General features: G+C 63.9%; 22 protein-coding genes. 12 read left to right on the forward strand and 10 right to left on the reverse strand.

Going from position 1 to position 20,033, the window contains the following annotated elements; translation table 11 throughout:
• Position 1: 1 nt before the first annotated feature.
• Entirely contained in the window at positions 2–1,183 is a 1,182-nt protein-coding gene (locus AC56PL_RS11280; RefSeq protein WP_497153875.1) for an aromatic ring-hydroxylating dioxygenase subunit alpha, read from the reverse strand.
• A gap of 184 nt (positions 1,184–1,367) precedes the next feature.
• Between AC56PL_RS11280 and AC56PL_RS11285 the strand changes: the two genes are divergently transcribed.
• The 4 genes from AC56PL_RS11285 (at position 1,368) to AC56PL_RS11300 (ending at position 4,749) form a co-directional block, all read left to right on the forward strand.
• Complete coding sequence (locus tag AC56PL_RS11285) at positions 1,368–1,949, forward strand: TetR/AcrR family transcriptional regulator (protein WP_497153876.1); 582 nt, start codon at positions 1,368–1,370, stop codon at positions 1,947–1,949.
• 91 nt (positions 1,950–2,040) lie between these two features.
• Positions 2,041–2,712 (forward strand): alpha/beta hydrolase family protein, encoded by a 672-nt coding sequence (locus AC56PL_RS11290; protein ID WP_497153877.1) that lies wholly within the window; start codon positions 2,041–2,043, stop codon positions 2,710–2,712.
• Positions 2,713–2,853: 141 nt separating this feature from the next.
• On the forward strand, positions 2,854–3,594 hold the full coding sequence (locus AC56PL_RS11295; protein WP_497153878.1) for a glucose 1-dehydrogenase: 741 nt from the start codon (positions 2,854–2,856) through the stop codon (positions 3,592–3,594).
• A 60-nt stretch (positions 3,595–3,654) separates the two neighbouring features.
• Entirely contained in the window at positions 3,655–4,749 is a 1,095-nt protein-coding gene (locus AC56PL_RS11300) for an NAD(P)H-dependent amine dehydrogenase family protein (protein WP_497153879.1), read from the forward strand.
• Here AC56PL_RS11300 and AC56PL_RS11305 read toward each other — a convergent pair.
• The 5 genes from AC56PL_RS11305 to AC56PL_RS11325 all read right to left on the reverse strand — a co-directional run bounded on the left by AC56PL_RS11305 (position 4,739) and on the right by AC56PL_RS11325 (position 10,533).
• Positions 4,739–5,092, reverse strand: a complete 354-nt coding sequence (locus AC56PL_RS11305; protein ID WP_497153880.1) for a Fe-S protein — start codon at positions 5,090–5,092, stop codon at positions 4,739–4,741. The genes AC56PL_RS11300 and AC56PL_RS11305 overlap by 11 nt on opposite strands.
• A 23-nt stretch (positions 5,093–5,115) precedes the next feature.
• A complete protein-coding gene (locus tag AC56PL_RS11310) occupies positions 5,116–5,889 on the reverse strand; it encodes an SDR family NAD(P)-dependent oxidoreductase (RefSeq protein ID WP_497153881.1) in 774 nt (257 codons plus the stop codon).
• Positions 5,890–6,054: 165 nt separating this feature from the next.
• Complete coding sequence (locus AC56PL_RS11315) at positions 6,055–6,717, reverse strand: DUF8020 domain-containing protein (RefSeq protein WP_495513787.1); 663 nt, start codon at positions 6,715–6,717, stop codon at positions 6,055–6,057.
• 293 nt (positions 6,718–7,010) lie between these two features.
• Positions 7,011–8,330, reverse strand: a complete 1,320-nt coding sequence (locus tag AC56PL_RS11320) for a helix-turn-helix domain-containing protein (protein ID WP_497153882.1) — start codon at positions 8,328–8,330, stop codon at positions 7,011–7,013.
• 52 nt (positions 8,331–8,382) lie between these two features.
• Positions 8,383–10,533: an MMPL family transporter gene (locus AC56PL_RS11325; protein WP_497153883.1), complete on the reverse strand. Its 2,151-nt coding sequence runs from the start codon at positions 10,531–10,533 to the stop codon at positions 8,383–8,385.
• Between the two features lie 264 nt (positions 10,534–10,797).
• Between AC56PL_RS11325 and AC56PL_RS11330 the strand changes: the two genes are divergently transcribed.
• Positions 10,798–11,919 carry a histidine kinase gene (locus tag AC56PL_RS11330; protein ID WP_495513790.1) on the forward strand — a complete coding sequence of 374 codons (1,122 nt, stop codon included), beginning with the start codon at positions 10,798–10,800 and terminating at the stop codon, positions 11,917–11,919.
• Positions 11,907–12,551, forward strand: a complete 645-nt coding sequence (locus AC56PL_RS11335) for a response regulator (protein WP_495513791.1) — start codon at positions 11,907–11,909, stop codon at positions 12,549–12,551. Before AC56PL_RS11330 ends, AC56PL_RS11335 begins: the two co-directional genes overlap by 13 nt.
• 6 nt (positions 12,552–12,557) lie before the next feature.
• On the opposite strand, the gene AC56PL_RS11340 is transcribed toward AC56PL_RS11335, so the two are convergent.
• The gene (locus AC56PL_RS11340; protein WP_495513792.1) at positions 12,558–12,773 is read right to left on the reverse strand and encodes a hypothetical protein; all 216 of its coding nucleotides are present in this window, start codon (positions 12,771–12,773) and stop codon (positions 12,558–12,560) included.
• Between the two features lie 63 nt (positions 12,774–12,836).
• On the opposite strand from AC56PL_RS11340, the gene AC56PL_RS11345 reads away from it, so the two are divergent.
• A complete protein-coding gene (locus tag AC56PL_RS11345) occupies positions 12,837–13,244 on the forward strand; it encodes a YccF domain-containing protein (protein ID WP_495513793.1) in 408 nt (135 codons plus the stop codon).
• A gap of 15 nt (positions 13,245–13,259) precedes the next feature.
• On the opposite strand, the gene AC56PL_RS11350 is transcribed toward AC56PL_RS11345, so the two are convergent.
• Together AC56PL_RS11350 and AC56PL_RS11355 are read right to left on the reverse strand one after the other, a co-directional pair.
• Complete coding sequence (locus AC56PL_RS11350) at positions 13,260–13,661, reverse strand: nitroreductase family deazaflavin-dependent oxidoreductase (RefSeq protein ID WP_497153884.1); 402 nt, start codon at positions 13,659–13,661, stop codon at positions 13,260–13,262.
• A 20-nt stretch (positions 13,662–13,681) separates the two neighbouring features.
• Complete coding sequence (locus AC56PL_RS11355; protein ID WP_497153885.1) at positions 13,682–14,551, reverse strand: SCO6745 family protein; 870 nt, start codon at positions 14,549–14,551, stop codon at positions 13,682–13,684.
• Positions 14,552–14,596: 45 nt separating this feature from the next.
• Between AC56PL_RS11355 and AC56PL_RS11360 the strand changes: the two genes are divergently transcribed.
• The gene (locus tag AC56PL_RS11360) at positions 14,597–14,755 is read left to right on the forward strand and encodes a hypothetical protein (protein ID WP_497153886.1); all 159 of its coding nucleotides are present in this window, start codon (positions 14,597–14,599) and stop codon (positions 14,753–14,755) included.
• 14 nt (positions 14,756–14,769) lie between these two features.
• On the opposite strand, the gene AC56PL_RS11365 is transcribed toward AC56PL_RS11360, so the two are convergent.
• Positions 14,770–15,267, reverse strand: coding sequence for a DUF6328 family protein (locus AC56PL_RS11365; RefSeq protein WP_495513796.1), 498 nt, complete (start codon positions 15,265–15,267; stop codon positions 14,770–14,772).
• A 126-nt stretch (positions 15,268–15,393) separates the two neighbouring features.
• On the opposite strand from AC56PL_RS11365, the gene AC56PL_RS11370 reads away from it, so the two are divergent.
• The 4 genes from AC56PL_RS11370 (at position 15,394) to AC56PL_RS11385 (ending at position 20,030) form a co-directional block, all read left to right on the forward strand.
• A complete protein-coding gene (locus tag AC56PL_RS11370; protein ID WP_497153887.1) occupies positions 15,394–16,290 on the forward strand; it encodes an alpha/beta fold hydrolase in 897 nt (298 codons plus the stop codon).
• Between the two features lie 25 nt (positions 16,291–16,315).
• Positions 16,316–17,689, forward strand: coding sequence for an MFS transporter (locus tag AC56PL_RS11375; RefSeq protein WP_497153888.1), 1,374 nt, complete (start codon positions 16,316–16,318; stop codon positions 17,687–17,689).
• Between the two features lie 112 nt (positions 17,690–17,801).
• Positions 17,802–18,725 carry an SDR family oxidoreductase gene (locus tag AC56PL_RS11380; RefSeq protein WP_497153889.1) on the forward strand — a complete coding sequence of 308 codons (924 nt, stop codon included), beginning with the start codon at positions 17,802–17,804 and terminating at the stop codon, positions 18,723–18,725.
• Positions 18,726–18,932: 207 nt separating this feature from the next.
• The gene (locus AC56PL_RS11385; RefSeq protein ID WP_495513800.1) at positions 18,933–20,030 is read left to right on the forward strand and encodes a 2Fe-2S iron-sulfur cluster-binding protein; all 1,098 of its coding nucleotides are present in this window, start codon (positions 18,933–18,935) and stop codon (positions 20,028–20,030) included.
• Positions 20,031–20,033 lie beyond the last annotated feature (3 nt).

The raw sequence follows: 20,033 nt of genomic DNA on the forward strand, positions 1-20,033 counted from the left end.
GCTACTGATGGACCGTTGGAACAGGCGCCGCTCCGGTGCGGCGTCCAACTTCCTCGACATAACGCTGCGCCGACGAATGTAGGTGTCGGAGTAGGACTTCCTGATCGTTGAGCGGGAACCGTGAGACCGTTCTGGTCTCGAGCATGGTCTGAGTGGCTTCCAGGGTGTTGCAGTCCTGCAGACTGAACTCCTTGAAGGTGACCACTGCGACCTCCTGGCGCATGCGGTCCGACGCCGTGACCGGCGGCGCCATGTACAGCGTGCCCTCGAAGATGTGTTCGTTGTACGCGGTCGGCCAGTAGTGATACGTCAGGTACCACCCCGGTTCCCACACGACGATCATGAAATTCGGGAAGAAGACGTAGGAGTCCAAACCCCAAGACCTGTGTTTCGTGGGATTGAGTCCTGTTGGCAATGAGGCGAGTTCGGGAATATCAGGCTTGTCCCAGGGACCGAAGTTGCCGCTCCGCAGAACACGTTCGGTCGGCTTGACCATCATCGGATCCTTGGGCGGTGCCATGCCACCCCACGACGACACCATGCCGTGTGGTCCGTCGATGTCGTAGTGCAGCGCCTCGAAACCGTAGTTCATCAGCTTCTTCGATTCATCGGAGACATACTGTTTCGAGTGCAACACCGGCGCGTGATAGAACTCGGCGAACGCGTCGATGTACAGCTTCCAGTTGCTCCGCACATGCGACCGGAACTTGTAGACCTGAGTCAGTTTCCCGAAGGGATACCCTGTCATGCCGGCGGCGAACTTGCCGAGATAGTCGCCGAGCGACCGAGTGTTCTCATCGTCGAAGTTGACGAAGACAAACCCCTCCCAGACGTCGACTTGCAATGGGGTCAAACCGTCTTCGGCACTGTCGGGATCAAAGGTCGCGTTCTGCAAGAACGCGAACCGCCCGCCGATGGCGTATCGCCAGGCGCGCAGCTCTCCGTCGTTGCCGCGCGCGACAACAACCGATGCACGGACCGCATCGATAGGCTTGGTGAAATAGGTACCGGCCGCCAGGGCCTGCTCGACCCGTCCGACATTGAGCCACGAATGCCCGAAAACGGCCTCACGTTCGACCTCGAAGTAGTCGGCACTGATCGAGTCGTCGTACGACATCGGTGCGGTGTCGATACCGAAATGCTCCGTCCAGCTTCCCTCTGGCGGTTTCGGAAAATGTGCCATGCGCGGTGTCCTTCCCGACATCTGAGATGACGACGGATCTGTTGTGCAACAAGGAAAATCGGCTCGGCGACGTTGCCTGGACGCCCATCACCGAAGGCCTATCCATAAGATGACCGGCGGTCAATTTAGAGCTTCTCGTAGAATATGGACCGGCGGTCAACATGTCAACCAATAGGGTGCAGATATGAGTCAGCAGGGTTTGAGGCGCGAACGAAGCGACGCCGCTCGCAATCGACGCACCATCCTGGACACGACCGACCTGCTACTAGCCCAATACGGTGCCGGGAACATCTCCATCGACCAGATCGCGGCCGCCGCAGGAGTCGGCAAAGGCACCATCTTTCACCGCTTCGGCAGCCGGGCCGGGCTGATGAGGGAGCTGGTGGTCGAACGGGCCCAGACCCTTCGCCAGACCGTGATCGACGGGCCTCCCCCGTTGGGTCCGGGCGCACCCGCCGCCGACAGACTCCTCGCCTTCTTCGACGCCATGTTCGCGCTGATCGTGGACAACGTCGAGCTCATGATCGCGTACGACAACGCGACCTCTCATTCCCAAGCGGACGAGATCAACGCCTTCTGGCATCGCCACATCGCCCAGTTGCTCGCCGAGGCCAGACCAGACGTCGATGCCACGGTCCTGGCGCGAGTACTGCTGAGCACTCTCGACCCCGATGTCGTCCTCGAACATATTCGGACCGATCACACCGACCGGCTCGCGGCAGCAATCCACAGCCTGGTCGCCGCGGTTGTTGCACAGGGTGATTGATCCGCGACGTGATTGATCCGCGTTCCGAAGAGTGGCCCGGCGTTATGCGTCCGAGGTTTGAACCGCCCGGCAGTCGGGCAGACTCGAAGGCATGGAGACCATCGAATACGCACCGGGACGGCTGGCAGATGTGTTCGGCGCACCGGATTCGCAAACGGTGTTGCTATGGCACGGAATGCAAACCGACGCACGGGCCGCGGTGCGGCCGCTCGCCGAACTCGTGGCGGATCGAGGTTTCCATGTCATCGCAGCCGACTGGAACTCACACGCCGCGGACAACGGCCGGGCGGATCTGCTCGCCTCGGCGCACTTCGCGGCGAACCCGAACGACGGCCCCGATAACACCGACGGCATCGTCCTCGTCGGCTGGTCCCTCGGAGGTCTGGCGGCTGCGAGCCTGACCATCCACGCCGGCGACTTCGATCTCGGAATCCTTCGAACGATCTGCCTGGCGGGCGCTTTCATGGCCACGGACCCGATCACCGGCGAGTACCTGCCGAAACAACCCCCGCAGTCCGCACAGCGGGTGCCGTTCACCCTGCTACACGGCGTGCGCGACGACGCCGTACCGCCAGCAGCAAGCCGGAAGTTCGCGGCGACACTCGAAAAGTGGTCGTGGCCGGTCGAATTGGTCGAGCTCGACGCCGATCACGGGTCGATAGCCGGCGCAGCCTATGACGCCGCTGCCGATCGATACGTCGCAACCGACGACCCCGGGTCACTGGCCCTCGCCGCCGAGATCGCGGTACGGATCACCGGTTGATGTGAGTCGATAACCGCCGAGCGTCAGGGGTTGAGCGGGCGCACTGAACCCACCTCGGCACCAAGAGCGTCGCCGGGTTCCGACAGTAGTTCAGACGAAAGTCTGGACACGTGTCCGACGATGCAGGTAGCGTGACGCCCCATGGGACGCGTGGACGGAAAAGTTGCAATCATCAGTGGCGGCGCTCGCGGGATGGGTGCCTCGCATGCACGCCTACTCGTCGCCGAAGGCGCGAAGGTCGTGATCGGCGACATCTTGGACGACGAGGGCAAGGCGTTGGCCGACGAGCTCGGCGACGCAGCGCGCTACGTCCACCTCGATGTGTCGCAGTTTGATCAGTGGGAAGCCGCGGTCGGCACCGCTGTCGGCGAGTTCGGCAAGCTGAACGTACTGGTCAACAACGCCGGTATCGCCAACGGCAGTTCCATCCAGGGGTTCAAGCACGACAAGTGGCAGAAGATCATCGACGTCAATCTCACCGGCACGTTTTTCGGGATCCAGGCGTCGACGGATCCGATGATCGCCGCCGGTGGCGGGTCCATGATCAACGTTTCGTCGATCGAGGGCCTCCGCGGAGCACCATGGGCCCACGGCTACGTCGCCACGAAATGGGCCGTCCGTGGGCTCGCGAAATCCGTTGCGCTGGAACTGGCTCCACACAACATCCGGGTCAATTCGTTGCATCCCGGGATGATCCGGACGCCCATGACGGAGAAGTTCCCGGATGATCTGGTGACCATCCCGCTCGGCCGACCGGGCACGTCAGACGAGATCTCGACGTTCGTCTTGTTCCTTGCGAGTGACGAATCGTCCTATGCGACCGGCACCGAGTTCGTCGTGGACGGCGGACTGGTGACGGACGTACCGCACAAAACCCTGTAAGGGATCAGCGGCACGTCGGTGCCGACCATCGTTCGCACCACAGGTTACGAGGAAACATCGATGTCCATTCGCGTCGCCCACATCGGCACCGGCAATGTCGGTCGCCTGGCATTGACCCAGCTCATCGAGAGCCCGGACTACGAACTCACCGCGGTGGGTGTCTCCACGGAGTCCAAGGTGGGTAAAGACGCCGGCGAACTGGCCGGTCTCGAGATCACCACCGGCATCACCGCGGTTGGCGACATCGACGCGGTGCTGGCAACGAAGCCCGACTGCGTTGTGTACTGCGCGATGGGTGACACCCGTACCGGCGATGCACTCAGGGACTGTCAGAAGATCCTCGAAGCCGGCGTCGATGTGGTCGGTTCGGCGCCGGTGATCCTGCAGTACCCGTGGCAGTTGCTGCCCGACAAGAACATCGACCGGGTCCAGGCATCGGCGCAACAAGGCGATTCCAGCATATTCATCACGGGTGTCGACCCCGGTTTCGCCAACGACCTGATCCCACTGGCGCTGGCAGGCACCTGCCAAAGGATCGAGCAGGTCCGCGTCATGGAGATCGCCGACTACGCCACCTACGACGGCGCGATCGTGATGTTCGACGTGATGGGATTCGGCAAGCCTCTCGACGAGCTCCCGATCCTCTTTCAGCCCGGCATCCTCGGTTTCACCTGGGGCACAACGATTCGCCAGCTCGCGGCCGGTCTCGGCATCGAGGTCGACGAGATCACCGAGAACTTCGAGCTCGAACCCGCGCCCGAGGCGTTCGACGTTGCCGTCGGACGGATCGAGAAGGGGACGGTCGCCGCCATGCGTTTCGAGATCCACGGCAAGGTCGACGGGCACTCCGCCATCGTCGTCGAACACGTCACCAGACTGCGTGACGACCTTCGTCCGGACTGGGCACGACCCGCCCAGGAGGGCGGTTCCTACCGGGTGGAAATCATCGGCGAGCCCAACTACACCGTGGACATCTGCCCGACCAGTATCAAAGGCGACCACAACCACGCCGCGATCGTTGCTGCTGCCGGCCGCATCGTGAACGCCATCCCCGCCGTGATCGCCGCAGACCCCGGCATCCGCACCACGCTGGATCTGCCGCTCGTCACCGGGCGTGGACTCTACGTAGGCCAGTCCACCAACATCACCAGATGACGGCGATACCGGCGGCCAGCAGCGACAGCGCGCCCACCGCGTAGAACAGCGGCCGCGGGACGGGCTCGCCGGTGCGCCGCTGACGCGCGCTTCCTATGCCCAGGACTGCGCCGAGCACCACCAGGATCACCAGCTTCACGCCGATTTTCGGGTAGTTGAGGTCGATCCCCGCAGGCCAGGGCGCGGCCAGTGCCACACCGGTCAGGAGTGAGAGCAGCAGCCCGTACTCCATCACGCGAGTGGTCCGGAATCGACGCGAGGCCGCTTCGGCCACCCAGGCACCGAAGGTGACCGCGAAACCGACGATGTGCAGAAGTATTACGACGTTGCGTAGTAGATCCATGGAGGCAGCTTAACCACGGTTCGTCAACGAAGCATCAGTTTGCCGCCGTCGACGGAGTAGATCTGCCCCGTCATGAAACCCGAACCAGGACCGGCCAGGAAGGCGACCACCGGCACCAGGTCGCGGTCGATATCGCCGAGCCTGCCGCCCAGCGGAACGGTTTTCGCCATACTCACGTCGTGTGCCGCCAACTGTTCCGGCGTCATCGATGCGCGGGTGCGGTCATACATCGGCGTCCAGATGGCGGGCGCGATGGCGTTGACCGTGATTCCGTGGGTCGCCCATTCCAGCGCCACCGTGCGCGTCCAAGCGACCACTGCCCCTTTGGATGCCGCGTAGGCCGCTTTACCTGGATAGCCCGTGATCCCGGCTGCCGATGCGAAGTTGATGATCCGGCCACCACCGGCCTCGATCAACGCCGGTAACACTGCCTGATTCATCAAGAACGTGCCGGTCGCGTTGACCGCCATCGCCAGGTTCCACTGCTCGATGGGCAACTCGCCTGCCGGTGCACCCGGGGCGATGCCGGCCGCATGAACCAGCACATCGAGCCCACCGAGATGTTCGACGGCCGCCGACACCGCAGTGGTCACGTCGGACGGATCACTGACGTCGCAGGCGATGAACCGGACCCCGGCTTCGGAGGCAACGGCACTGCCCTCGTCCGCCGCACTGTCGAGCGACACCACCGACGCACCGAGCGACGGCAAAGCGCGAACGAGTCCCGCACCCATCCCGCTGGCGCCGCCCGTCACGATGATCCGGCGCCCGGCCAGGTTGTCCGCCGCATTTGTCACATGCTCTCCCAACAGTCGATCCTCAGTTCTGCCCAGAATATCATTCTGGATATTGGGAGTGTGATTCCAATTCGAACGCTGATCTGCACGAAGAGCGCCAGGCCCGCCCGAATCGTCCGGGCGGACCTGGCTTATGAGAGGCGAAGCGGGGGCCGGTCGGGCCGACTACTTCGCCTTTGGTGGAGCGTTGAGCAGCTGAATGAACGGCCCGACATTGGCAGCTACGGCCCCAAGCCCGCCGACCGCGGTACCGGCCAGTGAGGCGGCCGATCCGAGTAGGAGCGCGCCACCGATGCAGCCGGCCAACGGTCCGGCACCGAACAGCAGCACAACGGGTGCTGAAACGACGCCCGCAGCAACGGCACCCAGTAGGCAACCGCCGACCAGTCCGGTTGCGGCACCGAGGAATCCGCCGATGGCAGCGGTGAGGGTGATGTTGTCCTTCACGCTCGCAACAGCTGCAGGCAGATCCACATTGTGACGGACCGGAGCGAACGTCGCGGCGAACGGATTGGTGTCCACCGACAACTTCGCCGACGCAGGTGTCACCTGCGCATTGACCGGATGCTGGAAATCATCGATGGCCAGTTTCAGTGGAACCGATTCCACGACGTTGCCCTGCTTGTCATGCAGCACGAGCAGATTGCCTTCTTTGGCCAGTGAGCCGTTGTCGGTGGTGACGATCACCGACGATCCTTCACGGGTCGCCTTCCAGTTCGCACCCTCGGTCGGGGCCGGAGCCGGATCGGCGTATGCGCCGCCGAACGCAACACTCATCGATGCGACCACCAACACCGACACGGCCACCAGTCTGTTCCTGAACTTCATGTGCAATTCCCCTCGGTCGGCACCGGCGAACGCCGGGCTCGAAACGGACATGTTCGACTGCGCGCCAGCGTCTCTGGCGGAGAACTGGATGCGAGATGAAGTAAACGCCGATTCCCCCGGCCGCTGCCCAACTCCCTGAGAACAATCACCGGCCGACAGGTGAACATCGCTTCGAAACCCGACGAAAGGTACAGCGGAATTCAAAGATGGTGTTCGACAACCAATTTCGGCGCATCAAATGCCAGATTTCGGGATCGGCACACCAGTGGAAGACGCGGGTGAGAAGGTTCAGATCAGATGCCGAAACGGCGGTCGAGCAATCGAAGCCGGCCTCGGACCAACGCCTCGTCCCGGTGGCCAGGGGCCAACATCTGACCCCAGCGGCGCCAGGCCGTCAGATCTTCGCGACCATGCGTCGAGGCGGTCCAGGCCCGCAACAACTCCGGGTCGCCGGACGTCAACACGACCGAGCGAACATCCTCTTTGAGTTCTTCGAAGACATCGGCGATCCCAGGGGCCTTCGACACCCTCAGTAGTCCGCCGCGGCCGAAAGTCTCGATGGCCCGGGTGATTTCACCGGTCCGCAGCATCCGACGCACCTGACCAAGGTCCGAATCGATGGGTGCGGTGAGCCGATATGGCCGGGACTCGACAACATCGGGACCGAGGTCGCGTCGCAACCGGGAGATCTCCGCGCGGACCGTCACCGGGTCCACACCGTCGTCGGCGAGCATGGTCGCGATCTGTTCGGTGCCCAGTCCCCCGGGATATTCACCGAGCAGTACCAGGATTTCGGCGTGCCGACGGGACAGCCGCATCGCAGGCCGGCCGGGAAGCCGCCAGAAATACCGATCACCGTTCAGCACCCTCAAACTCGGGCTACCGGACCGATCCGATCGCGGTCCTTCGCCGGTGAGCGACCGGATCCGCAACTCCCCCTCGACCGCGGCGACCACCGACTTCACCATCGACAACGCGAACGGGGTGGCCACCCGCTCGCCACCGGTCACGTCGATGACACCGATCACCGCGCCCGTCACCGGGTCGTGCACCGGCGCTGCGACGCAGTTCCAGTCCTGCACCCGCACCGCAAAATGTTCGGCCCCGAATATCTGCACCCCGTGATCGACCTCAAGAGCCAGACCTGGGGCGTTGGTGCCGGCGACTTGCTCCGCCCACAACGCCCCTTCGACAAAGTTGATGTCGCCGGCCTGATCTCTCGCTTTGTGGTCACCCTCTACCCACAACAACCGACCCACGTCATCGGTGAGTGCCACCACCACGCCGGAATCGGAAACCTCATCGAGCATGAGCGAACGAACCAGCGGGTACGCGGCGGCCATCGGATGACCGTTGCGGTACTCGAGGAAGTCGTTCCACGACATGCTGTTGTCGTCCGTCATCCCGGAAGGGTTGACGCCACCTTTGGCCGATCGCATCCACGAATCCCGGACGACCGACCGCACCGAGGTGCGGCCGGCGGCCGGGGACATCGTGCCGGTCTGCACAAAGAGTTCATGGGCTCGGCGTACTTGCTCCAGCCGTGCAGCGGGATCCTCACCTGGTTCCAGCGCCGACCAGAAGTCGCGGGGAGGTGTCTGCAACTCACTCACCGCGTCGCCTCCGTTTCGCCTCGAGCCCCGACATCCTCAAGTGTGCACCACGTCACGTCCTCACAGGTGCGACCTCCCGATCTGGTGCCACCGGTTCGTCGCTCCGGATGCGCCGGGGCCACCAGGCGCGGTTCCCGAGCAGCACCAATATCGATGGCAACAGCACCAGTCGCACGATCGTCGCGTCGATGAGAATGGCCACCGCCAGGCCCACACCCATCTGTTTCATCTCGACCATGCTCTGCGCGGCGAACAAGGCGAACACCGACACCATGACCAGTGCGGCACTGGTCACCACCCCGGCGGTCTGGGTGACGCCCGCGCGCACCGCAACGGTCGGGGGCAGCCCGTTGTTGATGCCCTCGCGGATCCGGCTGAGCACGAACACGTGGTAATCCATCGACAATCCGACGAGTACCGCCAGCAGGAACATCGGAATCCACTCGACGACGGTCCCGTTGGAGGTGAAGTCGAGTATCCCTTCGGCCCAGCTGTGCTGGAACACCAGCGCGAGCACACCGAACGCCGCGCCGACGGACATCAGGTTCAAGGCGGTGGAGACCAATGCGATCACCGGGCTCCGGAACGTCACCACCAGCATCAGCATGGTCAGCGTCAGAATCACCGCGACCACGATCGGCAGCCCATCCGACAACGCCTTCGTCGAGTCGTATTGTTCGGCGATCTGACCACCCACCGCGAACTCGGCGTCGTCGATTCCGTCCACGCGGTCGGGCACGATCGTGTTGCGCAGGTCCAGCATGGCGTCGTCGGACTTGGTATCACCCTGTTCGAAGGTGCTGGCGAGCCGGAGTTCGGTGGTGGTCCCCGACGCCGAGCTCAACGGCTCCTGCGAGATGGTCCAGGCCCCACTCTCGGTCGCGGCCTCACCCACATCGGTCAACGCTGCAGATACAGCGGCCGGATCACCCCCGGAGACAACAACATTGGCTGACGAGCCTTCAGATGGGAACTCGCTATCGAGTTGCTGCGCCACCGCAACCGCGGGGATGTCCTGCGGCAGCGTGTCCAGACCGCCGCTGCGCAGGGTCATGGTCAAGGCGGGGATAGCCAATGCCAGCATCACCGCCAGTCCGGCGACCAATGCAATCACCGGCCGAGTGACGACCGGCCCGATGATGCGTGAGCTGATCCCGCCCTCACCGATGCGGTTGTTGAGGCGCCAAAGCAATGGCACCCGTGGACGATCGACCCATCGTCCGAACTTGACCAGCAGAGCAGGCAAGACCGTCAGCGAACCGATCACCGCAACCGCGACCACGATGATGGCGGCGGTGGCAAGCGAATTGAACGTTGCGTTGCCCAGGACGTACAAACCCGCCAGTGAAGCGATCACCGCAACGCCGGAGACGACAATCGAGTGCCCCGAGGTGGCCGCAGCGGTCTCCACAGCGTCGAGCGTGTTGTGCCCTTTACGCCGTTCCTCGCGTTCTCGTTTGAGGTAGAACAACGAATAGTCCACGCCCACAGCCATACCGATCAATAGCACCATCGACGACGCGGTGGATTCAGAGGGCAGGAGGTAGGAAATCGGCGCGTAGATGCCGATGGTCGCGACCACCGACGTGATGGCCAGCAACACCGGGATCCCTGCGGCGATCAGGGCTCCGAACGCAAACAACATGATGCCCAGCGTGATCGGGATGCTGATGATCTCGGCCGAGACCAGGTCTTCGCCGACCCGCTCGTTGATGGCCTCGTCGAGCGTGACGTCACCGGTCTGCCCGAACTGGAGGTTCGGGTGTTCCGCGCGGACCGCGGTTACTGCTGCGTTGATGTCGGCGATCGTCGGGTCCTCATCGCCCGGGGGCGCCCGCAGCGAGATCGAGGTCAAAAGCGTCGACCCATCCGGTGATTCCACCGGGACTGCCACCTCCTGCACCTCGGTGGAGCCGGCGAGTTGGTCGCGCAGCTCGGCTGCGGCGACCACCGCATCATCCTGGTCGCCGGTGATCAGGACGAACTCGGTGTCGGGTGCGGCGAGCCCGGCGTCGTGGATCATCGCATCGGCTGTCCCGGACTGACCGACGCGATAGTCGGCGTCGTCGGTCTCCTGGGTGGGGATCAGCGCGCTGAACGACACTGCAAGCACCACCAGTGCCAACCAGAGTCCGATTGCGCGCCAAGGATTGTGCGCACTCCACCGAGCCACCGCCTGTGGCCCTCGGGTCATCTGTCTCATGTGAGCTCCTGATGCTTGAGATGCCCTGGCACCTCAGATGGATTGCCCGGCGGTCACCGGGCCACCTACAACTCTGTTCGGCCGAGCCGACCAGGTCAGGAGCGGTAAACCCCCGATCGCGGCGAAATAACCCACCACCGGGGTGGACCCAGCACTACTGTTTTGTCACAGGGATCGCGGCACCATGAAGTTCTTGCACCACAGTTGGAGATGCAGCCCGGCGAGAAGTCGTGACGCGGTCCGGTGGGGGTCAGAGAGGAAGCGGTGAACTCCGAGAAAGAACCGACGCTCGTCATCCGGTGGTTGCGGGCAGCGATGTACGCCCTGTGCACCGCCCTGTTGGCGCCGGTCGCGTTGGTGCTGTTCATAGTGCAGGTCGTTGCGATACCACTGGTTCTGATCTCCGTGGGAGCACTGGCGCTGTGGGGATTGGTTCCGATCACCGGCGCCTTGTGCGACCTGCACCGGCGGATGGGGGCCGGAGTGCTCGATCGTCCGTGGCGCCCCGGTGACTACAAGCCCGCGGGCAACCGCCACGGGATCCTTCATCTGCTCTCGGTGTGGAGTGCGGATTCGTTGCGCTGGCGGGACCTCGGATGGCTGGCACTGGCGTCCACCATCGGTTTTGTGATCTCGCTTGTCGGCGTGATCTTCACCGCCACGCTGGTTTTGATCCCGTTTGTCGAACCGCTGATGAAGGCGCGTGCCGCCATGGATCTGGGTGTCCTGAACCGCAGCCGCGCCGAGGTATTGGAGGCCCGGGTACACGAGGTGACCGAATCCCGCGCTGCGACAGTTGATTCGGCCGCAGCTGAACTGCGACGCGTCGAACGGGATCTCCATGATGGTGCCCAGGCCCGCCTGGCCGCACTCGGCATGACCATCGGTTTGGCCGAAAGTCAGGTCGACAAAGACCCGGTGGCCGCCAAACAACTGATGGCCGAGGCGAGGGCGTCGGCGACCGCGGCGCTCGGCGACCTCCGTTCGGTGGTGCGCGGCATACATCCACCGGTACTCGCCGACCGCGGAGTGGGACCTGCCGTCGAGGCACTGGCACTCGACCTGCCGATCCCGATGACATTGAATCTCGGTGTCAAAGAACGTCTTCCCGCCGCGATGGAGAATGCCGTGTACTTTGCGGTGGCCGAGGCCCTTGCCAACGTCGGTAAACATGCCCGCGCCCGGAACGCCTGGATCTCCATGGGTATCTTCGAGGGCGTGCTCAGGGTCGAGGTCGGTGACGATGGGATCGGTGGCGCAGTCGCCACCGGATCGGGTTTGCACGGTGTCACCCAGCGGCTGAAGGCGATGGACGGGTCGCTGTATGTCCACAGTCCTGTCGGTGGTCCGACGATCATCTCCATGGAGGTGCCATGCGCGTCGTGATCGCCGAAGATCACGCCCTGTTGCGTGACGGCCTCTCGCGCATACTCGCCGCCCATCAGATGGATGTGGTCGCCGCGGTCGACAACGCCACCGAACTCGATGCGGCACTATCCGACGACTCCGTCGATCTGGCCGTACTCGATGTCCGGATGCCACCGACCTTCACCGACGAGGGCCTCCAGGCAGCCATCAAGATTCGCCGTCAGCGCCCCGGCTTCCCGGTTCTGGTTCTCTCGCAGTACGTGGAGCAGCTCTATGCCCGCGAGTTGCTCGAGAGCGGCGAAGGCGCGGTCGGCTATCTACTCAAGGATCGGGTCGCCAACGTGGCCGGATTCATCGACGCCGTCCGCCAGGTCTCCGGTGGTGGCACGGTTCTCGACCCCGAGGTGGTGGCGCAACTGTTGACCGGGCAGCGCTCCGACGGACCGCTAGATCGCCTCTCGGCACGCGAACGAGAAGTCTTGTCGTTGATGGCCGAAGGCCGGTCGAACGCGGCGATCGCCGAGGCGATGTCCGTGACGGAGAAAGCCGTGAGCAAACACTCCAACAGCATCTTCACCAAGCTCGACCTGCCGGTGTCGGCCGACGACAATCGCCGGGTGCTCGCGGTTCTGGCCTACCTCGGCGTGTAGTCCCGCTCAGCCTCTCGCGACGTTGTACAGCAGCGTGCTGGCGGCGAGGAGCGCCCCGGAGATGATCGAGGGCCACAACCAATCGTTGTTCAGACCGGATCGAACCGCCACGATGATCCATCCCATGATCAGCAGAGCGGTACTCAGCGTCGTGACCAGGCGAATCAACACGATCCCCGTGACCGCCACCGACCACAGGACCTCTCGCAGGCCGAACCTCATCGCCACGCTCCCGAATATTCATTCGCCCGAACTGAATTGGACAACTTTGGCACAATGGGTGAAGTGAAGACCATCCTGAACGTCATTTGGCTTGTGCTCTGTGGATTCTGGATGGCGCTGGGATACGTCGTCGCCGGCATCATCTGCTGCATTCTGATCATCACCATCCCGTTCGGTATCGCCTCGTTCCGGATCGCGGCATACGCACTCTGGCCGTTCGGTCGAACAGTGATCCGTAAACCCACGGCCGGTGTGGGATCGGCGATCGGCAATGTCATCTGGCTCATCTTCGCCGGAATCTGGCTGGCCCTTGGACACATCGCCACCGGTATTGCGATGTGCCTGACCATCATTGGCATCCCGCTGGGTATCGCCAGCTTCAAGATGATCCCGGTGTCACTGCTCCCGCTCGGCGCAGAGATCGTCGACACCGACAGCGGCGCACTGGTCCCGCCGCAGACGGCCCGCTGAGCGACCCCGAACGCCTCAGGCCGGCGTCAATGCAACCACCGGGATGACCCGGGTGGTCTTCTTCTCGTAGTCGGCGAAACCGGGCATGACCGATGCCTGCTGCGCGTAGATCCGCTCCCGCTCGGCACCGGTGACCTCGGACGCGGTCACCGCAATGGTGTCCGCACCGATCTCGATAGACGTACTGGGGTTGGCCATCAGATTGCGGTACCACTGCGGATCTTCCGGAGCCCCCGCGGCGCTGGCAAAGACGTACTTGGCGCCCTCACCCTCCTGATACACCAACGGCGTGACGAAATCCTTGCCGCTCTTGACACCCTTGTGGTGCAGCAGCAACATCGGCGCACCCTCGAAGTTGCCACCGACCTTGCCGTCATTGGCCCGGAACTCGGTGATGATGTCGTCATTGAAACCCATGGGGCCGAGTGTATGGCTGATCAGCCCACATCGTCGAGATCGAGGCCGATGGGAGTCGCCGACGGGATATCCCCGCTTGCCACAACCACCTTGGTGAGTTCCATCAGTGACGTCGTCAGATCATCGACAGCACTGTCGGACAGCTGGGCGTATGCGGGCGCGGCGAGCCGATCGGTCGTGTTCTCGATCTCGGCCTTGAGTGCGCGGCCCGCAGGCGTGATGGCGCCGGAGAGTTCGAGGAGCCCCCGATCTGCCAGCCGTGCCGTCAGCGACTCCCATTCCTCGTCGGTGTACTGACGGCCCGCGTCGAGAACCGAGCGTGGGATCGCCGTCGCGATGGCATGCAGGACACCGGCTTCCCGTCCGGTGATCCCGGCCGTGGTCAGGGCGGCGACATGGCCGTCACCCCGGTGTTCGCGCAACAGGGTCGCCGCGTGCCACAGGGCGCCGACCCGGTCTGTCGGCCAGGGCAGCGCCGCGTTCGCGGCAAACAGTGCCCGCCCACCGAGATCTGCGTTGTCCACGACCGGGTACAGCAACGCGACCACTCGGTCGATGGCGTCGGCGGCGCCGTCGCCGAGCATCCGGGACAGCGTCGCCACCGCGGCCTCCTCCCGGACCCGCAGCGCGGTTTCCGGTGGTGCGAAATCCCAGGCGTCCGGGATGGCCCTGGCCACGTGCGACGGCGCGAAGTTGTAGAACAGCGCCGTGACGATCTCGGGTCCCACCGGCCCGAGCGGGGCGGCCCGAGCGGCGAAGTAGCCCATCCAGAACCCCCGGTAACCGGCGGCCGAGAGCGCCTCACGGGTTTCGTCGGAGAAATAGGTGACGGCGTGCAGAGGTTCGAGCAATCGCCACAATCGCCGGGCGGTGGGCAGGTCGATGGCCATCAATCGAGCATGCCACCGCAGTTGCGGAGCGCCTACCCTTTAACGATGACCGACAAAAAGAAGGACTCGAAGCGCACCAAGGACGACGAACCCAAAGGTGGCCGACCCGGCCCTGTCGATGAGGGCGGTACCGGCGGAATGGCCACGCGGGAGGTCGCACCTGAGCTCGTTCACAAGGACGACGACAAAAAGAAAGACGACTGAATCGCCGGTCCGCATCACTGGTCGCGGCGGCGATACCGCCACGGGAAGACAAACCAGAAATTGGTGAAGACCAGCACCGCCACCCCACCGGCGATCCAGCCTGCCGATCGGCTGATCACCAGCTCGAACACCATCATCATGACCCCGGTCAGCGCCAAGCCCAGGAAGATCAATCCGCCGAGAGCAAAGCGTTGTGCGGCGAACACCAACTCCCGCAGTCGATGTCGACGAAAGAGGATGCGGTGCATCGCCGCAGGTGCCAGCAGCAGCACAGTTGCGCTGACGGAAGCCGAGACCGTGGCGAGGTAGACGCCCTGGAAGACGGCGTCTTGTGTATAGAAAAGGTCCTGAAACGGCACCGTGAGAAGGAACCCGGTGAGTATCTGCACACCGGTCTGAACGACGCGGAGTTCCTGCAGCAAGCTCGACCAGTTGCGGTCGAGACGCTGCATGGGCGTTTCGTTGCGTACTTCGCGATCCCATTCGTCGTCGTCATCGAGATCTCCGGTCATCGGCTCATCGTGGGCGCACCTGCCCCGCAGGGCAACCCCCTCGAACCGGAAGTTGCGTCCCGACAAACAACCGGTTCTCGCTGGTCGATAGGCTTGACGAATATTTGCGCGGCAAAGGAGTGAGCGATGACGGCCGATACACCCAGCCCGATCACGGAGCCGCGTTGGTTTGCCGCCGCGCTGGCCCAGAAACCCGAACACCGTGATGTCGAGATCGCCGGCGCCCGTGTGCACCTTCGCTGCTGGGGCGACGAGGGCCGACCCGGGGTGGTGCTGGTCCACGGCGGCTCCGCGCATTCGGGCTGGTGGGACCACATTGCCCCACTCCTCGCGTCAGCACATCGCGTGGTCGCGGTCGACCTGTCCGGGCACGGTGACAGCGAGATCCGCGAGCAGTACCCGATGGACGGCTGGACCACCGAGGTCCTCGAGGCAGCCAAGGCCGGTGGCATCGCCGGTAAGCCATACGTGGTCGGGCACAGCATGGGTGGCTGGGTCACAGCGGTACTCGGCGCATTGCACACCGATGCCACCGCAGGCCTGGTCATCATCGACTCACCCCTGTTCGACGAGCCGCCGGAGGAGATCATCATCCGGCAGCTCGCCCGTGTCCCCAAGGCCTACGCGGACAGGGACGAGATCTGTGTCCGGTTCCGGACCGAACCACGGCAGGATGTCCTGCTGCCCTACGTCGCCGGGCACGTCGCCGAAGAATCGGTGAAGAAGACCGACGCCGGGTGGATGTGGAAGTTCGATCCGGAGATGTTCCGCAAACGGCACGAAGCCGGGCACCTGGTGAATCTTCGTGAACTGCTCGGCAAGATCGTGACCCCGTCGCTGTACATCCGGTGCGAGCTGGGGATGGTCAGTCCCGAGATGGCCCAAGAGATCGCCGGACTGTTCGCCAATCCGGCCACCGTGGTCGACCTCCCCGACGCGGGCCATCACCCGATGATGGATCAACCCCTGCCACTGGTCAGTGTTCTGCGAACCATCCTGGCGCAGTGGGAATCCGAACGGTGAGACTGCTCGTCGGCTTCTCCCCTCGATGACCGCGAAAGACACACCACCGCCCCGGTACGGCATCCTGCTGTTCACCCTGGGACTGGTCACCACCATCACGTCCATCGTCAGCAGTCTCGGCGCGCCGCTGGTGCCGAAGATCTCGACGGATTACGACGTGGAGATCACCCAGGCCCAATGGACGCTCACCGCGACAATGCTGATGGCCGCTATTGCAACGCCCGTCCTGGGCCGGCTCGGTGGTGGTTCCTGGCGACGCCCGACGATTCTGGTCGGCCTCGGCATCGTGACCGCCGGATCCGTACTGTCTGCTCTGCCACTGGGTTTCGAGGCCCTGGTGATCGGCCGGACGATGCAGGGGGTTGGTCTGGCGCTGGTACCCCTCGCGATGGCGGTCGCCCGTGAATCGTTTGCCCCGCGACAGCTGGCGTCGGCGATCGCGTTGCTGTCGGTGACGGGCATAGCCGGGGCCGGCCTCGGTTATCCGATCACCGCAACGGTGGCCCATCTGTGGGGATTGCATGCGGCGTACTGGCTGGGCGCAACTCTCAGCGCGGTAACGCTGCTCATGGCCCTGCGGTACATACCCCCGTCGCGCACGTCGTCCACCCGGATGTCGGTGGATTGGATTGGTGCGGTGCTGTTGTCGAGCGGTACCGCCACGTTCCTGCTCGCGGTCAGCCACGGCGAGAGCTGGGGTTGGCTGGCACCTCGCACGCTCTTGTTGGCCGGGATCGGGGTCGCTGCTTTTGCGCTGTGGATCGTGTGGACGCTGCGCTGCGACCAACCACTTGTCGATCTCCGACTCGCGGTCCGGCCCGGCGTGGCAGCACCGAACCTTGTTGCTGCAGGCGGCGGTATCGCGATGTACACGCTGCTCACGCTGGTCATCGTGCTCGTGCAGAACCCCGACTGGGGACTGGATCAGTCGCTCTCGGTGGCCGGGTTGATGTTGACACCGTATTCGCTGATGAGCGTCGTCGGCAGCCGTATGTCATTGGCGGCCGTGGACAGATTCGGCCCAGACCTGGTGCTGCCCTTGGGCTGCGCGATCTTCATGTGCTCGACGCTGGGTGTGGCCCTTGTCCATGACCATGTCGCGTGGGCAGTGCTCTGGATGGCGATCGGGGGGTTGGGTAGCGGATTCAGTTTCTCGTCGCTTGCGGTGCTCATCATTCCGCATGTTCCGAGCGAAGAAACCGGCAGTGCAATGGCTTTCAACATGGTGCTGCGGTACCTGGGTTTCTCCGTCGGCAGCGCGGTCAGTGTCGCTCTGATGGCCGTCTACGGCGGCGGCGATCAGGGATTTGCACTGACCCTCATCACTGTGTCCGTGGTTTTTGCTGCGGTGGGCATCGGCGCCTGGCTCCTGAGCAAGCGCGTTCCGCAGTCGGGGTAGGTCATTTCGGGAATGGGGTAGTCGACTACTCCCGCCGCCCGCGGTAGGGGCGACTTAGGCTGTCTGCGCCTGCAAGGGATCAATCCCTCACTCTCGGCAAAGGACGGCAACCATGGCGACACTGCGCAACAAGGTGGTTCTCATCACCGGGGCGGCGAGCGGGATCGGTGCGGCAACAGCCCGCGCGCTGGCCGCTCGCGGAGCGAAGGTGATCCTCGTCGACGTCGACGAGAGGTCCCTGGACCAACTCACCGTCGAACTCGGCCCCGGGACGGCCGTCTCCGCGGTCGCCGACGTGACCGATCTGGCGGCAGTGCAGGCGGCTGTGGAGACCGGCGTGAGTGCTTTCGGTGGGATCGATGTGGTCCTGGCCGGCGCCGGTATCGCGAGCTACGGATCGGTCCTGCACGTCGATCCGGTGACCTTTCGCCGCGTCATCGACGTCAACATCAACGGGGTCTTCCATACCGTAAGGGCGGCCCTGCCCCATGTGATCGAGCGGCGGGGTTACGTACTGGTGGTGTCGTCGATGGCCGCCTATGGCGCGATCCCGGGATCGGCGGCGTACAGCACCAGCAAGGCCGGAATCGAGAATTTTGCCAACGCCCTGCGGTTCGAGATCACCCATCATGGGGTCGCGGTGGGCAGCGCGCACATGTCGTGGATCGACACCCCCCTGGTGCGCGACAGTCAGCGAGATCTGCCCACATTCAACGACGTCCTCACCTCGTTGCCCGGCCCGCTGAGCGCGGTGGTGCCGCTGGAAAAATGCGTCGACGCGTTCGTTCGCGGCATCGAACGGCGCAAGCGTCGTGTTTACGTGCCCGGCTGGGTCGGCCTGGCGCGCTGGCTCAAGCCCGTGCTCGCTTCCCTCACGGTCAATCGTCGAGTACTCGAGAAATTGTCGGCGGACCTCGAACTGATGGACCAGCAGACCGCGAAGCTCGGCCGATTCACCAGTGCACGCAATCTGGTAACGGGCGTTGTGCCACCGGCCTCGGCCGACGCCGCATCGCAGCCGGCCGACAATTCTTGACAAAATTGTTTCCGGACGATGTTTCGGACATCGCGAACGGGGTAACCACCGGTCTGTTCGGTTGAGTTTGCAGCTGTACCTGCCGAGTCGCCGAACAGGTGACCGACAAGTTTCGTGCATCGTAGGATGCTCGAACCGGACCCCGGGGGGTTGTCCACGTGAGCAAGCCATCGAGCAAAGAGTTGTCCACGGCCAAGTGGGGCAGTCGTGGCTGAACGCGGAGCCAAGCCTCAGGTCCCGGCTTTGCGCCGAAAGGCGCTCCGGGCAATCAGCCACCTTTTCAGTCCGTTGCAGCCCGACGATTACCTCGAGATGATCAACCCGCTGTGGACCACACGGGAGTTGCGCGGTCGCATCGAAGAGGTCCGGCACGAGGGCTCTGACGCCGCCACGGTGTGGATCAGGCCCGGATACGAGTGGCCGGGTCATCTGCCGGGCCAGTACGTGCGCCTCGGCGTGGTGATCGATGGCGTGTTCCATTGGCGGGCCTACTCATTGACGTCCGATCCCGAGCCGAGGGACGGCCTGATCGCAGTCACTCCCAAGCTCGTCGAGAACGGTGTGGTCTCGCCGTATCTCGTGCGAAAGATCCGCCCGGGTGAAATCGTCCGGCTCGGCGAGATCGAAGGTGTGTTCACACTCCCCGACCCGTGTCCGGACAAGCTGCTCTTCATCAGTGCCGGTAGCGGCATCACACCGATCATGAGCATGTTGCGCAGCCTGGACCACAACGACGCCATGAGGGACGTGGTGGTGATCCACTCGGCCCGCACCGAATCGCAGGTGATGTTCCACCGCGACCTGCGTGAGATGGATCAGCGCCAGGACGGGTTGCACTTGACCATCCGACTCACCGGCGAGGATGGCCGCCTCAAACCCGAAGATCTCGACGAGTTGTGCCCGGATTGGCGGGAACGTGAGGCCATGTGCTCGGGGCCGGGCGAAATGCTCGATACCCTCGTCGAACACTGGGAGAGCAACGACGCCGCGGAGCGCATCCATTTCGAGCGGTTCCAGCCCATCATCGGCGGTGCCGCGGGTGCCGGAGAGGGTGGCGCGGTGCGGTTCGTCCGCAGCAAGACCGATGCCAAATGCGAACCGGGACAGACGATTCTGGCCGCGGGGGAAGATGCCGGCCTCGAACTCAAGTACGGCTGCAGAATCGGCATCTGCCATACGTGTGTGGGCACGGTGAAGTCGGGAAGTCTACGAGACCTGCGTACCGGTGAAGTCAGCGAGCCGGCCGGTGCCTCGGTGCGGATCTGTGTGAACAGCGCCGAAGGCGACATCGAAATCGACCTGTAGATC

It is taken from the genome of Williamsia sp. Y721 (assembly GCF_059683565.1).

Excerpts from the sequence above, each read along its gene's own strand:
- AC56PL_RS11380 (WP_497153889.1), top strand. The coding sequence starts at position 17,802 with ATGGCGACACTGCGCAACAAGGTGGTTCTCATCACCGGGGCGGCGAGC.
- AC56PL_RS11300 (WP_497153879.1), top strand. The coding sequence starts at position 3,655 with ATGTCCATTCGCGTCGCCCACATCGGCACCGGCAATGTCGGTCGCCTG.
- AC56PL_RS11365 (WP_495513796.1), bottom strand. The coding sequence starts at position 15,267 with ATGACCGGAGATCTCGATGACGACGACGAATGGGATCGCGAAGTACGC.
- AC56PL_RS11325 (WP_497153883.1), bottom strand. The coding sequence starts at position 10,533 with ATGAGACAGATGACCCGAGGGCCACAGGCGGTGGCTCGGTGGAGTGCG.
- AC56PL_RS11370 (WP_497153887.1), top strand. The coding sequence starts at position 15,394 with ATGACGGCCGATACACCCAGCCCGATCACGGAGCCGCGTTGGTTTGCC.
- AC56PL_RS11290 (WP_497153877.1), top strand. The coding sequence starts at position 2,041 with ATGGAGACCATCGAATACGCACCGGGACGGCTGGCAGATGTGTTCGGC.
- AC56PL_RS11340 (WP_495513792.1), bottom strand. The coding sequence starts at position 12,773 with ATGAGGTTCGGCCTGCGAGAGGTCCTGTGGTCGGTGGCGGTCACGGGG.
- AC56PL_RS11285 (WP_497153876.1), top strand. The coding sequence starts at position 1,368 with ATGAGTCAGCAGGGTTTGAGGCGCGAACGAAGCGACGCCGCTCGCAAT.
- AC56PL_RS11295 (WP_497153878.1), top strand. The coding sequence starts at position 2,854 with ATGGGACGCGTGGACGGAAAAGTTGCAATCATCAGTGGCGGCGCTCGC.
- AC56PL_RS11315 (WP_495513787.1), bottom strand. The coding sequence starts at position 6,717 with ATGAAGTTCAGGAACAGACTGGTGGCCGTGTCGGTGTTGGTGGTCGCA.
- AC56PL_RS11375 (WP_497153888.1), top strand. The coding sequence starts at position 16,316 with ATGACCGCGAAAGACACACCACCGCCCCGGTACGGCATCCTGCTGTTC.
- AC56PL_RS11350 (WP_497153884.1), bottom strand. The coding sequence starts at position 13,661 with ATGGGTTTCAATGACGACATCATCACCGAGTTCCGGGCCAATGACGGC.
- AC56PL_RS11305 (WP_497153880.1), bottom strand. The coding sequence starts at position 5,092 with ATGGATCTACTACGCAACGTCGTAATACTTCTGCACATCGTCGGTTTC.
- AC56PL_RS11360 (WP_497153886.1), top strand. The coding sequence starts at position 14,597 with ATGACCGACAAAAAGAAGGACTCGAAGCGCACCAAGGACGACGAACCC.
- AC56PL_RS11280 (WP_497153875.1), bottom strand. The coding sequence starts at position 1,183 with ATGGCACATTTTCCGAAACCGCCAGAGGGAAGCTGGACGGAGCATTTC.
- AC56PL_RS11355 (WP_497153885.1), bottom strand. The coding sequence starts at position 14,551 with ATGGCCATCGACCTGCCCACCGCCCGGCGATTGTGGCGATTGCTCGAA.
- AC56PL_RS11335 (WP_495513791.1), top strand. The coding sequence starts at position 11,907 with ATGCGCGTCGTGATCGCCGAAGATCACGCCCTGTTGCGTGACGGCCTC.